The following is a 13,927-nucleotide window of genomic DNA, read 5'->3' on the forward strand; positions in this document are numbered from 1 at the left end:
AAGATAGCAGGGCTTTTTTGTATCTAGTTTAATAGGATAGTGAGCGTCACATAGAAAAACCCCGATAGGCTGAACTTATCTGGGTTTCTTAGGGTTAAGAGATAAATGTTGATCATTAATTTGAAACTCCTAAAATTAATAGTCATAATGTAGAAACAAAATAGTCGTTAAACTTACACATGAGATTGTAATCTTATTTATATTTTTGGAAAATTAATGAAGAAAGTATTATTCACAGCCCTTGTTTCACTTAGTATCATTTTCGTTCCATATAGTTCAAGTATTGCTCAAAGTAATAAGATGAACGATCTCGCGAGTATTGATCAGATGTATGGCTCTAAGTTAGTTGGTACTTGGAACTGCGACTCTGTCGAGATGGAAGTTGAAGATGCAACTGTTACTATGAAAGGAAGCGCTTCGTATTTCACTAATAAACGAAGCAATACATTTGGTACGATGATAATAGATTATCCTATAGAAAACATTACGCTTGAATATGATTATTTCGGTACAGGCACTTGGGAGATAAATAATAAAACATTAGTTGAAATATTAGAAGATATTAAGTTGACTAATATAAGTCATCCATACATGGATCAGTCATTCAACATGACTGATATGTTCCCAAAAAATATAAGTGGATCTTCCACAATTATATCTTTGTCACAATCAAGTATGACTTTAAAAGAGGATACTGAGGGCGTAATATTTACTTGCTCAAAAAAATAGTTAAATAAAGAACTTCTTTCATAAGCCCAAATTATCTATATAGATAAACCTCTAGTTCGAACCCATATAGAAAAACCCCGATAGGCTTAGCTTATCGGGGTTTTCTTATAATCGTTTGGTATTTTTCAACTAATAATAAAATTAAATTTACTGACTCACTGCATCCCGTCTAAACGTCCACGTCTTATCATCAGAATCGGCTTCACAGTAGTAATATCCCGCCAAATCAAACTGCTTTAGCTGCTCAGCATTGGTCAGCTTATTATCTGCCGCATACTTCACCATCAGTCCACGTGCTTTTTTGGCATAAAAGCTAATCACTTTATATTGCCCATTTTTCTCATCTTCAAATCGTGGTGTGATAATGTCAGCTTTCAGTGCTTTCTTTTTTATCGCCTTAAAATATTCATTAGAAGCCAGATTAATCAATGTTTTATCGTCGCTATCAGCCATTCGTGCATTGATAACCTCAGTCACTTCCTCACCCCAAAACTCATATAAGTTATTACCGCGCTCATTTTTCAGTTTGGTACCCATCTCTAAGCGATATGGCTGGATTAAATCTAAAGGTTTTAACACACCATAAAGCCCTGACAAAATGCCTAAGTGCTCATTGACATAGATAGTCGTGTCTTTATCCATGTGATACATATCAAGACCAGTATAAACGTCACCATCGAATAGGTAACCAGCAGGTTTTGCCGCATCAGTATTATCAGTGAATGGTTGTTCTTTACTCCAGTGCCACTGCTGATTACGCGTTGCATTAAGCTGTGCCAAATCATTAGAAATACTCATCAGCTCTTGCAAGTCAATCGGTTCTTTAGACTTCAGTACTTGCATCAATACTTGTGAGTGTTCAATTAGCTCAGGTTGACTATAGTAGTTACCTAGATTTAACGGTATAGCGTCTGTTTCGTTCAAAGATTTGGCAGGGGAGAGTAAAAAATACATCGTTATTCCTTATTATAGTGAGTCATTGACGATTCAATTACCGCGTCAAGCTTACCTATTATACGATACCTATCGCTTGAACTTAACCGGCTCGTTGCTTTTGCACACGATTCTAAAATATATCAATTGTGACTGTTAGAGCTTACCTTCAGTTCAAATATAACCATCAAAACAAGAGAAACAGCACAGATAATATCGAGGGACATATCAGCTGTTTGATGCTGTTTGTCTATTCAGGCAATGGTCTGTGATGTGGGGGTGGCCTAGTGATACAAGGTTATTTTTTGCAAAGCATTAAGAGTGTTAAAAAAGTAAATTTTTTTAATATAACAATAAAAGTTATATAGATGGTACAAATAATTAACTTTTTATTTACTTATGGGTCATCATTAAACAATGAAAGTTGGTGGACGATATACCTATAATAAAAGGGCATGATGGCAAATTCGCTATCATTTATTAAATTGATAAACCTTTGGTCGTAACATTAAACCAATCAAAACCAAAGGTTTTTTTGTCCCCTGTGCTTTTTAGATGTGCGTTGAGGGTATTAAAAGTAGTCGTGAGACATAATTATAGTCACTATAAGTATAGTCATTAGACGTAAGTAAGGAGACGGTATGAAAATCGGTGTAATCAGTGCAGATAGCGCGAGCGAGAGCCGTGTAGCCATAACCCCAGACGCAGTAAAAAAATTGCGTAAACTTGGGTTTGAAGTTGTCATTCAGTCAAATGCAGGTCAAGCAGCGTACTACGCTGATGAGTTGTATCAAGCTGCTGGTGCCGACATTGCCAGTAGTAGCACCGAGGTCATTACTCAGTCTCAGATTATTACCACCGTCAATGACTTACCAGCAGCAGCCATTGATGACTTGTCATCTGGTCAGATTGTCATTGGCATGCTTGATCCTTATCGTAACACTCAGCTTGATAGTTATGCGGCTAAAGGTGCGACAGTCTTTGCGATGGAATTATTGCCCCGCACATTATCACGCGCACAAAATATGGATGTTCTGTCATCACAAGCCAACCTTGCGGGTTATAAAGCAGTGTTGCTAGCAGCCAATGAATACTCACGTCCTTTCCCTATGTTTATGACCTCAGCCGGTACCGTTAAGCCAGCTAAAGTCGTCATCTTAGGTGTCGGTGTGGCAGGTCTGCAAGCCATTGCAACTGCCAAGCGTCTGGGCGCTGTCGTTGAAGCCAGTGACTTACGTCCGACGGCTCGCGAGCAAGTGGAGTCACTCGGTGGTAAATGGCTTGATGTGCCGATGAGTGCAGAGGAAGCTGAGACCGCCAAGTCTACTGGTGGCTATGCTTGGACGCCATCAGAGCAGTATGTCAAAGATCAAGCAGCTGTCGTAGACAAAGCCTTGAGCAACGCTGATATCGTTATTACCACGGCGCAGATTCCTGGTCGTAATGCTCCGCGTCTGGTGCATGGTGCAACCCTTGCTAAAATGAAGGCGGGTTCCGTATTGATCGATATGGCAGCTGGTACCGGTGGTAACGTCGAGGGCAGTGTGCCTGACCAAACCATCACCACGGACAATGGCGTACGTGTTGTCGGTGCTGCTAATATTCCATCGATGCTTGCAGCCCAGTCTTCAGATTTGTATGCCAATAACCTGGTTAACTTTATCACGACCCTAATTGCGCCTGCTGGCGATGACGCTTCAGGAAGTGACGCATCAGCTAAATTGGCACTTAACGTAGACATGGAAGACGAGATTCAGGGCGCACTGGCAGTGACACATGACAATCAAGTACGACTGGCCAAACGCTAGTTTGACGGTCTAAGTTTTTACAGCCTGTCACTACAACATTGTCACCATTAACGTTGTCACCATACATTTGCCAGACATGAATAAATTTTAGGAGGATTAGATGATTGCCACTATTTTAGCGTCAGCACCCGCCGGTGCCGCAATGGCCAGTACGCCATTTGTCGCGATTTTTACCGTATTTGTACTCGCTATTTTTGTCGGATACTACGTGGTTTGGGGCGTTACGCCTGCATTGCACACGCCATTGATGGCCGTCACCAACGCACTATCAAGTATCGTCATCGTTGGTGCCATGCTACAGACCGTCACCATTGATGGTTCTATATTTACACCGACCAGTATACTTGGCGCTTTTGCCGTATTTTTAGCCAGTATCAATATCTTTGGTGGCTTTGCCGTGACCGAGCGTATGCTTGCGATGTTTAAACCAAAAGTAAAAAAAGCACCAGTAGCAAACACTGATGTTGGAGGTGAGGCATGAATGATTTCTCAGCAATGATTGCGGCAAATGCGGATTGGTTCTACCTAGTCGGCGCGATTCTTTTTGTTTTAACCTTACGTGGTTTGTCTAGCCCAAAGACCGCTATTCGTGGTAACCGCTTTGGTATGGTAGCGATGGCGATTGCTGTCGTCACGACATTCTTCTTAGCAGAAGGCCCTGTCCTTTGGTTAATTATTGGCGCGATGATCTTAGGTGCTCTCGTTGGTATGTGGAAGGCAAAGACGGTTGCGATGACCCAAATGCCCGAAACCGTTGCCTTAATGCATTCATTCGTCGGTTTGGCAGCAGTTGCGATTGCATTGGCAACCGTATTGCACACTGAACAACAGCATGGCGCCATTGCCCGAGTTGAGCTGTTTATTGGTTGTTTCATCGGTGCGATTACGTTCTCAGCATCCGTCTTTGCCTTTGGTAAATTGGCAGCAAAAAGCTGGGCTAAAACATTGGTCGGCGGCTGGGTAAAGCCTGTCCAAGCGCTATTGTTCATTGCGATGATTGGTTTCGGTGGCGTCTATTTCGTTACTGACTCATTACCCGCATTTTATGCGATGGCTGTGATTGCCGTTATCTTTGGTTGGATGTGGATTGCCCCAATCGGCGGCGGTGATATGCCAGTAGTAGTCTCACTATTGAACTCATTCTCTGGTTGGGCAGCAGCAGGCATTGGTTTCACTCTGGGCAACTCAATGCTGATTATCGCAGGGTCGCTCGTTGGTTCGTCAGGTGCGATCTTGTCCTACATCATGTGTAAAGCCATGAACCGCTCATTACTCAACGTCTTATTTGGCGGTATGGGTACAGGCGCTGTAGCAGCGGGCGCTGATGATGGTGCTCCTAAGAACTACAAAGCTGGTTCGGCAGAAGATGCTGGTTTCTTAATGGCCAATGCCAGTAGTGTGGTTATCGTGCCAGGCTATGGTATGGCACAGGGCCGTGCACAGAATGCAGTCAAAGAGTTGTACGAGCTGCTAAAAGAAGAAGGTGTGAATGTGCGTTTTGCCATTCATCCGGTCGCGGGTCGTATGCCAGGTCATATGAACGTACTATTGGCTGAAGCCGATGTACCTTATGATGATATTTTAGAGATGGATGAGATTAACTCAGACTTCGCAAGTACGGATGTTGTCTTGGTTATCGGTGCAAATGACGTTGTGAACCCATCTGCGAAAGATGATCCAACCTCACCAATCTTTGGTATGCCGATTCTAGAAGTGACCAAAGCGCAAACGATTATGGTCATCAAGCGTTCAATGAACACGGGTTATGCAGGGCTTGATAACAGTCTGTTCTATATGGACAAAACCATGATGATCTTTGGTGATGCCAAGAAAATGGTCGAAGAGATGGTTCGCAGTATCAATGGCGCAGGTCACTAATCATTAAAATATGTATTTAACTATTAGCTTTTGCCTATAAATTTTTAAGTAAAGAAAGTCACTGAGGTGGCTTTTTTTGCGTTAAAGTAGGCAGCATTTATATGACATCGATATCTATACAAAATAAGAGTTAAGGGAGTTACTTATGAATATGTTGATCCGTTTTTTTATTATGGTTAGCTTGCTAAAACAACAACTAAAACAGCAATCAATGAGCGAGCGCATTAGTATAGAGACGTTGACCGCACCGACTGTCCGTAACTATCGAGTATTGCCGCATGACATGGGGTTTCGTGACCACTTGCCTAACTACCGCTATCTGTCTTTTATTGAATTAAATGTCACTCGCTGGGTAATGGCATGCTGTCATGAAAAAGGCATTAAGAAACTGAATTGGGTGATGTCCATGCAAGAGATGGTTTATCTGAAACCAATCAAGTTTTTGGATAAAGTGACGCTTAGCAGCAAGGTTGCAGGATGGGATCAGAAATACGTATATTTTGAGCATCGTTTCTTTGTGAAAAATCAGCTGATGAGTATGGGTATGACCAAGTTTATCTTTACAGATAAAAAAGGCAAGTGTACACCAGAAGTATTGGATATGGTGGGAGAGCATTTGACCGATACTATTACCACATGGAATAGTAACCAAGCTGCTTTGAAGTCTGCCAAGTCGGCGTAGATAGCATAAGCTACCATATAAAATTAACTTGTCTATAATCATCTGATGAATTTTGGTAAAATAGCACCTATCAAATTGTCAAAATTATTTTATCGAAATCATTTTACCAAAATCGTTTAAAAGATAAGGAGCCGCTATGATCCCGCAAAAATTAAAATGGACAGACAGCTTAGATATCGCTATTGAGTTGTATGAAAAGTTTCCAGAGACCGATCCACAATATATACGCTTTACCGATTTGCATCGTTGGGTGACTGAACTTGAAGGCTTTGATGATGATCCACAAAAATCAAATGAGGGCATTTTAGAAGCCATTCAGATGAATTGGATCGATGAAGCAGATTAGAGTTACTTTGCAACGTTAATGGCTTTTTTAATACTCGCTCATTTCAATACTATCTCACATAAAAAACCGTACAAATATACAGGATATACCGCATCATGACTTCACAAATTAAAGAGCTACCAGAAGCGATAGCTTGCAGTGGCATTAGCGTTCGTACTACCAACAACGCTGAGATTAGCGAAGAAACTGCCAAACTGGGTCGTTTATGGCAGAAGTTTTACCAAAACCATGCCAGTGATCTGCCTAAAGGTGAAGATATTTATGGTGTCTATCATAACTATGAGAGCGATGATTTGGTCGGCGCTTTTGATGTGGTTGCCAGTTGGAAAGTAGTCAGTGAGCAGGAGCCATCAGACAATGAAAAGACTGCTAAATCTACAAACCTAGTAACAGTAGATATTCCTGCAGGGAAGTACATGGTATTCTCTGAAGAGGGTAGAATGCCTTACACTGTGATGAACGCTTGGGAAAAAGCTTGGACTTATTTTAATGATCGCAACTGTGAGCATACCCGAACTTTTGATGTCGATTTTGAGCATTATATTGATGGCAATCTAGAGTATGGTCAAGTTGATGTCTATATCGGTATCGAGTAAAATTAGTATTGAATAAATCAGTAAAAATAATAAAAAAGCGCCAAATCTAATTAAGATTTAGCGCTTTTTTTGCTTTCTTCAATGAATAATTAGTCTAGCAGCAAGTTCTCTAAAATCCCTTCATAAATCTGTGCCAATCTACCCAAGTCATCGACTTCTACCTTTTCGTCAACCTGATGAATTGTCGCATTACGCACACCTAGCTCAACGACTTGCGCACCTGTTGGTGCGATAAAGCGTCCATCAGAGGTACCGCCTGAAGTAGATAGCGTGGTATCAGTATCAGTTACCTTTTTGATTGCTTTTTGACAGGCAGAAACCAATTTACCTTCAGGGGTCAAAAACGGCTGACCAGATAACTTCCAATGAATATCGTAGTTCGCCTTGCTATCGGCAAAGTATTTGTCAAAGATAGCATGCGTTTTAGCCTTCAGCTCATCTTCAGTGGTTTCCGTTGAAAAGCGGAAGTTAAACACTACTTCTAACGTTTCAGGAATGACATTGGTTGCGCCCGTGCCACCATTGATATTTGAGATTTGCAGTGATGTCGCTGGGAAATAGTCATTGCCATTGTCCCATGCAGTCGAGGTCAATTCAGCCAATGCTGACATTGCAGCATGAATAGGATTGCATGCTAGATGCGGATAGGCGACATGACCTTGTTTACCAGTCACTGTGAGCACGGCACCCAATGAGCCACGACGACCATTTTTAATGATATCGCCTAGCGTATCGGTACTTGATGGTTCACCAACCAAGCAATAGGTGATTTTTTCTTGACGCGCTTCTAAGGTTTCAATGACTTTTACTGTGCCGTTGATTGATGGGCCTTCTTCATCTGAGGTGATTAAAAAAGCAATCGAACCATTGTGTTCAGGGTGATTGGCGACAAAACGTTCGGCTGCGACAGTAAAAGCCGCAATACCTGTTTTCATATCAGCCGCACCGCGCGCCCATAGATACCCATCAGCAATGGTCGGGGTAAATGGCGGATAAGTCCAGTTTTTAGCATCACCAGTTGGCACGACATCAGTATGACCGGCAAAGCAAATGACTGGATCAGTCGTGCCGCGACGCGCCCACAAGTTTTTGACTTCAGCGTGTTCGCCCTTTGCCTGTCTATCACCATAATACATAAACTCACAGTTAAAGCCCGCCTGTTCCAATCGCTCTGACAATATATCTTGGCAGCCATCATCATCGGGCGTCACTGAAGGGCGTTCTAGCAGTTCGATGCTTAACTCTAAGGTTTCTTGTTGGTGGCTTGCTGATTGATTATTGGTAGTTTGGTGATTGCTGTCAGACATGGATGAACCTTTTATATGTAAAGTTAACTTTTAAGATTGATATTGCGAAAGTAGTGGACTACTTGTTTGTTTTTATAGTGGCTTACGACTCAAATCACATTATATTGTTTATGAATAAGTGACGATTTAATTATTTTCTTCAACGAACGGTACCAAGCCATCTCGGCGCATCCAAGTAGCGATAGAATAACGCTGACGATGAGCAAGCTGTACCTGATGTCGTAAGTCGCTGTCAAATATCACCAGTCTATTGGCAACAGGCATCACATTATGATGAACGCCATGTTTATCGACAACTTCTAATGCACCACCATCACCAGCAGTCCACTCATCATTCAGATAAAACACGGCCGAAATAACACGTTCGTCACGCCCAGCAGGGTTGTCACTGTGCCATTGATAGCCAAAACCTACCGGATAGCAGGCATAATGCGCTTCACTATGGCGAATACCCGCGAACAAGCTACGATTGAATAAGGCAGCAAGAGTGTTGATACTTTCTAAGTAAAAAAAGCCTGCAAAGAAATTTTCGGTGATCCAGCGTATTTTATCACCGCGAATATCGCTTACCCGAATACCAGCAGTGAGCTGTGCATCACGATATTCAATAAAACCGCTTTCTGCTTGCAAGGCTAGCAACGCGGTACTATTAAAGACATCATCGATAATAATCCAACCATCGTTGACGAACTTATCAAGCTGTACTTCAGTCAGCTTGTCTTCCCAGCTCACAGCAAAATCAGAGGCTTGCAATACATGTTGGGTTGGGATATCTGGGACGTCACTATGACCGTCTGGAAACAGTAATGGTGGATTATCCGGACCTATTGGCTGATCGGCTATCAACTCTGTTACGTTCAGGTTGCTAATAATCTGCGTCATTTCATCTCATTATTGTCGATCAGCTGTCGATATACCGTCATTCAATGCGTTTTTATTGAAAGCACTTACCAAAACCACATTATCTTTTACTCTGCCTATGCTACCATAGATGCAATTTTTCTTATTTAAACTTTTGAGATTATGAACTATAAACACGCCTACCACGCTGGTAACTTTGCTGATGTGGTCAAACACATTTTATTGGTACAATTGCTCAATCAACTAGGGCAAAAAAACAAACCTTTTTATGTGCTTGACGCTTATGGCGGTCGCGGACTGTATTCACTGAGCAGTGAAGAAGCACGCAAGACTGGAGAGGCCAAAGGTGGTATCCAAGCCTTATTGAATGCCGATACTGAAAAGGCACCTGCTGCTGTCAAAGACTATATGGAAGGCATCAAGCAAGCCAGATTCACTTATGACAGTAAAGTCTATCCTGGTTCTCCTTGGTGGATTGCCCATCATGTCGAAAAAAACCCGGAAGCGGGCGTACGTGGCGAGGCTTTTGAAGCCAAAGCCAGCGAATATGATGCGTTGAACTATCAGCTACATAAATTGCCAATCGGTATCCATCACCGTGATGCCTTTGAAGGTATCACTGCAGTTATTCCGCCAAAAGAGAAGCGTGGTCTAATTTTTCTTGATCCTCCTTATGAGCAAGAGCATAAAGACTTTACACGCCTTATCAATTTGTTGGTTAACTCTTATAATAAGTGGCCACAAGGCACTTATGCGCTTTGGTTCCCTATTAAGAACGTCGAAGCTGTAGAACTGTTCTATAAAAAGCTGAAACGTACTGAAATGCGCCGTCAGTTGGTGTGTGAGTTGAATATTTATCCAAACGATGTTGCGGTTGGCCTTAACGGTACAGGTCTGCTGGTTATCAATCCACCTTGGCAGTTTGACAATCATGCGCGTGAGATTGTGCGTTTCTTGCAGCCTGCTTTAAAAGTAGCTGATGCGCCAGACTTAACACCTGATAGCGCGACCAATGTGCGCTGGTTAGTCGGTGAATAACTGGTTCAATGAGTAGCAATGTCGGCAAATAAGGATATTAAGATGACCAATACACCATCATCTACAGGTCAATCAAACCACGTTTCCTCAAAGGATACGGCTCTAAATGATGGATTGCTACAAGACAGTGCAGCAACTCAGCCACCATTTATCGATGAGCATGAGTTCAATATCCGCCTAGCGGAAAATGACAGTTATGACGGTTTGACCTTTGAAGTGATTGAAGCTGAAGTAACAGAAGGTCAGCGAGTGGTCAGTCGCGGTGTGTATTTAGCGCCCAACTTAATTACAACTTTGTCGCTACTGTCAGGCTTTTATTCAATTTTGGCCAGTACACAAGGCGAGTTTTATAAAGCCTCATTGGCTATATTTTTGTCCGCTATTCTTGATGGGGCTGATGGGCGCGTGGCACGTATGCTCAATGCACAGAGCCCATTCGGTGAGCAATACGATTCTTTGGCAGATATGCTAGCGTTTGGTGTTGCACCTGCTATTTTGATTTATAGCTTTGCTTTAGAGCCGTTAGGTCGTATCGGGATTGGCTGTGCATTCGTCTTTACTGCTTGTGCCGCTTTTCGCCTCGCACGTTTCAATGTGCAGGTTGGCATTGTCGATAAAAAATACTTTGTTGGCCTAGCAAGTCCACTTGCCGCTATCTTAGTGACGTCTGCTGTCATGGTCGCAGTCGATCATAATGAGTGGATTGGTCAGTACGATACAGCTGTCATGTTCTTGTTTGCCGCTTGGGTCGTAACTTGTGGTCTACTAATGGTCAGTAACGTCAAGTACTATAGCTTCAAAGAATTTGATAAGAAGAAAGTGCCTTTCGTTGTTCTTATCATCGGTGTGCTGGTCATGAGTATCATACTCTATGATATCCCTGTCGGCCTTTTAGCGATTGGTATTATCTATGCGTTGTCTGGTATTGTTACTACGGTCAAAATAAAATTTAAAATTTAAAACAGATATCTGTCTTATGTTACTTTATACCATTACTAGTCGTTTTCAGGCTGGAGCTAAATCAAAGTAGTCACGTTAGACTAATTATTCAATACATGTAATGAGAGCCGCTTATTTTCTAATAAGCGGCTTTTTTATGCGTGCTATCAAATAGTTGTTTTTACCTTTTAATTCAAACATTTCAATATATTCCTTAAAGTATATGTTCATCTGTTACAAATTAAAAACAAGAACTTTACAAATTTAACATAATATTCCAGAATGTACTTATAACGTTTCTTTTTATGTCTGTATTGCATATAAAATTATTTTTTAGAATCAGAAGAACGGATTTAGTAGGTAGCTTAAGTCAAGAGCAAGTCAATCTAGTGCTTGATTTATCACTTATCAAACGATACGGATATCAAATTCTACAGGTAATTATTCATTCAAATTAACGTTTATATTTTTGATCGACAGTGCAACTGTTGCTCTATTTGTTATAGCCATCATATGGTCGCTTCGATAGCAACTTTATACACACAGGATATTCTCATGTTAAACCATGTTTACCGCGTTGTTTTTAATCGTTCTACGGGTTGCTATACAGCCGTTAGTGAAATCAGCAAGTCGGGTGGAAAGTCTAGCAACACATCAGGTCAAATTGGTACTGTGCCAGCTAGCCAAACAGGCGCATCACTACGTCGACATGCCATTGCCACTGCAATTGGCTCAGTGTTAGGATTAACAGCGATGACTGCTCAGGCAGATGTGTGCTTAACGCAATTCAATGGACCAGGTGGAAATATCGCTTCACAAAATACATCTATAGCTTGCGGATTTGAAAACCAAGCGCAAAATGAATCCAGCTCAGCAGTAGGTTTTCGAAATCAAGCTTTGAATACTAATTCAACAGCAATAGGTTACGTCAATACCGCTTCAGATTTTTCTAGCTCAGCAGTAGGTTCTCAAAATAGAGCTTTGAATACTAATTCAACAGCAATAGGTTATGTCAATACCGCTTCAGGTTCTTCTAGTTCAGCGATTGGCCATAAAAATGAAGCGTCAAGTCTATATAGCTCAGCGGTAGGCAACACTAATATTGCCTCGGGTGAAGGCAGCTCTTCGATAGGTTCTGGTAATAGTGCTTTAGGTAATGCCAGTTCTGCTATAGGATCGCAAAATAGGGCTGATAAGCTAGGAAGTTCCGCATTAGGCATACTGAACCAAGTAGATAATACTTATAGTACGGCGGTAGGGTCTAGCAATATAGTAGATGGGCAAATGGCTTTGGGAGCAGGGCATAGGAACGTAGCTTCTGGTCGTTTTAGCTCAGCAGTAGGTTATATTAATACCTCTGCAGGGGATTATAGCTTGGCAATAGGTAGCGACAACTCAACCGCCAACGAACGTAGTACAGCGGTAGGTAGTCTAAACACAGCCTCAAAGCTGTATAGTTCAGCGGTGGGCTATAGCAATGAGGCAACTGGTGACCGTAGCTCAGCACTAGGTAGCGATAATACTGCTTCGGGTGATGACAGCTCAGCAGTGGGTCGTAGCAACATAGCCTCAGGAAGTTTCAGCTCAGCGTTGGGTTATGGCAACGAAGCCTTAGGAGGTTTCAGCTCGGCAGTGGGTTTTAACAATGAATCCTCAGGTAATGGTAGCTCAGCGATGGGTAGTGGTAATACAGCCTTAGGACTTACCAGTTCAGCGATAGGTAATTTTAACAGAGCCTCAGGAGTTACCAGCTCAGCAGTGGGTTTTGCAAATGAAGCCTCAGGTATTGATAGTTCAGCGATGGGTAGCCGTAACACAGCCTCAGGTTTTAATAGCTCAGCGATGGGTATTCGTAACACAGCTTCAGAATCAGGCGCGACTGCCGTTGGTAGTGGCAGTACTTCTACACAAGTTCCAGTAGTAGATGCAGTGGTGCAAGCTGATTTTACCGCTGCGACCACGCCTATACAGACAGACGCTTACAATCGACGCTTTAAAGACGATGGAAATGGCGGTCAGATCTTTGAGTTTGCAGTGAGTAACTATGAAGCTCTAGGCACAGGCGCGACCGCGAGCGGCATCCGCGCGACCGCTATCGGTAACTCATCAGTTGCAAGCGGTCGTGACAGCCTAGCGATGGGTACAGGGTCAACGGCTGATATTCGTAACAGCATTGCTCTAGGCGCACAGAGCACCACAACAGTTGATGCAGGCGTAGCAGGCTTTGGTGCGGACACCAGAACCACACCAGTATGGCAATCAACGCTAGCGGCAGTGAGTGTGGGTGATACCTCTGATGCTGATCCTGCCAACTGGCAGACCCGTCAAATTACAGGCGTAGCGGCCGGTACATCTGATACTGATGCAGTTAATATTGCTCAATTAAAAAGATTAGAAACAACAGGTATTTCTTATTTCAGTAATGTAGCAACCGCTTTAGGTGGGGGCGCGCAAGTGAACAGTACTGGTGTATTTCAAGCCCCCACATATAGAATAAGCAATGCAGACTACAACAATGTAGGTGCAGCGCTCACCGCAGTTGACGGAAAGTTAACGGATTTACAAACACAGATAAATACGATTGAGCTAACACCTGGACCTAAAGGTGATAAAGGAGAGGTTGGTCCGCAGGGTCCAGCAGGATCTGATGGTATCAATGGAACAAATGGTATTGACGGTCAGAATGGTACGGATGGCATTAACGGCCAAGATGGTGCTGTCGGTGCTCAAGGCCCAGCAGGTCAGAACGGAATAGATGGTTTAAACGGTGCTGATGGTACAAATGGTAAAGACGGCATTGATGGTGCTCA

Annotated in this window: 13 protein-coding genes; 10 read left to right on the forward strand and 3 right to left on the reverse strand. The window is 42.5% G+C overall.

Translation table 11 applies throughout. The annotated features are described in order from the left end of the window. Positions 1–216: 216 nt before the first annotated feature. A complete protein-coding gene (locus AAEY75_RS12425) occupies positions 217–729 on the forward strand; it encodes a hypothetical protein (RefSeq protein ID WP_352259715.1) in 513 nt (170 codons plus the stop codon). A gap of 147 nt (positions 730–876) precedes the next feature. Here AAEY75_RS12425 and yaaA read toward each other — a convergent pair whose 3' ends face one another. Further along, positions 877–1,683, reverse strand: a complete 807-nt coding sequence (gene yaaA / locus AAEY75_RS12430; protein WP_352259716.1) for a peroxide stress protein YaaA — start codon at positions 1,681–1,683, stop codon at positions 877–879. A gap of 620 nt (positions 1,684–2,303) precedes the next feature. Here yaaA and AAEY75_RS12435 point away from each other — a divergent pair. The 6 genes from AAEY75_RS12435 to AAEY75_RS12460 all read left to right on the forward strand — a co-directional run bounded on the left by AAEY75_RS12435 (position 2,304) and on the right by AAEY75_RS12460 (position 6,972). Beyond that, positions 2,304–3,470: an NAD(P) transhydrogenase subunit alpha gene (locus tag AAEY75_RS12435; RefSeq protein ID WP_352259717.1), complete on the forward strand. Its 1,167-nt coding sequence runs from the start codon at positions 2,304–2,306 to the stop codon at positions 3,468–3,470. A 142-nt stretch (positions 3,471–3,612) separates the two neighbouring features. Beyond that, entirely contained in the window at positions 3,613–3,951 is a 339-nt protein-coding gene (locus tag AAEY75_RS12440; RefSeq protein WP_352259723.1) for a proton-translocating transhydrogenase family protein, read from the forward strand. Continuing rightward, positions 3,948–5,348 (forward strand): NAD(P)(+) transhydrogenase (Re/Si-specific) subunit beta, encoded by a 1,401-nt coding sequence (locus AAEY75_RS12445; RefSeq protein WP_502944406.1) that lies wholly within the window; start codon positions 3,948–3,950, stop codon positions 5,346–5,348. The genes AAEY75_RS12440 and AAEY75_RS12445 overlap by 4 nt, the downstream gene beginning before the upstream one ends. Positions 5,349–5,493: 145 nt before the next feature. Next, entirely contained in the window at positions 5,494–6,030 is a 537-nt protein-coding gene (locus AAEY75_RS12450; RefSeq protein WP_197217832.1) for an acyl-CoA thioesterase, read from the forward strand. Positions 6,031–6,166: 136 nt separating this feature from the next. After that, entirely contained in the window at positions 6,167–6,376 is a 210-nt protein-coding gene (gene iscX, locus AAEY75_RS12455) for a Fe-S cluster assembly protein IscX (protein ID WP_010196865.1), read from the forward strand. A gap of 95 nt (positions 6,377–6,471) precedes the next feature. Next, the gene (locus AAEY75_RS12460) at positions 6,472–6,972 is read left to right on the forward strand and encodes a GyrI-like domain-containing protein (RefSeq protein WP_110923984.1); all 501 of its coding nucleotides are present in this window, start codon (positions 6,472–6,474) and stop codon (positions 6,970–6,972) included. An 89-nt stretch (positions 6,973–7,061) separates the two neighbouring features. On the opposite strand, the gene dapE is transcribed toward AAEY75_RS12460, so the two are convergent. Together dapE and AAEY75_RS12470 are read right to left on the reverse strand one after the other, a co-directional pair. After that, positions 7,062–8,279, reverse strand: a complete 1,218-nt coding sequence (gene dapE / locus AAEY75_RS12465) for a succinyl-diaminopimelate desuccinylase (RefSeq protein ID WP_352259718.1) — start codon at positions 8,277–8,279, stop codon at positions 7,062–7,064. Between the two features lie 126 nt (positions 8,280–8,405). Next, on the reverse strand, positions 8,406–9,161 hold the full coding sequence (locus tag AAEY75_RS12470) for a 2OG-Fe(II) oxygenase (protein WP_201548707.1): 756 nt from the start codon (positions 9,159–9,161) through the stop codon (positions 8,406–8,408). A 141-nt stretch (positions 9,162–9,302) separates the two neighbouring features. On the opposite strand from AAEY75_RS12470, the gene AAEY75_RS12475 reads away from it, so the two are divergent. The 3 genes from AAEY75_RS12475 to AAEY75_RS12485 all read left to right on the forward strand — a co-directional run. Beyond that, positions 9,303–10,178 carry a 23S rRNA (adenine(2030)-N(6))-methyltransferase RlmJ gene (locus AAEY75_RS12475; protein WP_110923987.1) on the forward strand — a complete coding sequence of 292 codons (876 nt, stop codon included), beginning with the start codon at positions 9,303–9,305 and terminating at the stop codon, positions 10,176–10,178. A 42-nt stretch (positions 10,179–10,220) separates the two neighbouring features. Continuing rightward, the gene (gene pssA / locus AAEY75_RS12480; protein WP_227680941.1) at positions 10,221–11,138 is read left to right on the forward strand and encodes a CDP-diacylglycerol--serine O-phosphatidyltransferase; all 918 of its coding nucleotides are present in this window, start codon (positions 10,221–10,223) and stop codon (positions 11,136–11,138) included. A 534-nt stretch (positions 11,139–11,672) separates the two neighbouring features. After that, positions 11,673–13,927 (forward strand): ESPR-type extended signal peptide-containing protein (locus tag AAEY75_RS12485; protein ID WP_352259720.1); only part of this gene is annotated, 2,255 nt, incomplete at its 3' end.

Source organism: Psychrobacter sp. TB55-MNA-CIBAN-0194 (assembly GCF_040309505.1).
Lineage (GTDB): Bacteria > Pseudomonadota > Gammaproteobacteria > Pseudomonadales > Moraxellaceae > Psychrobacter > Psychrobacter fozii.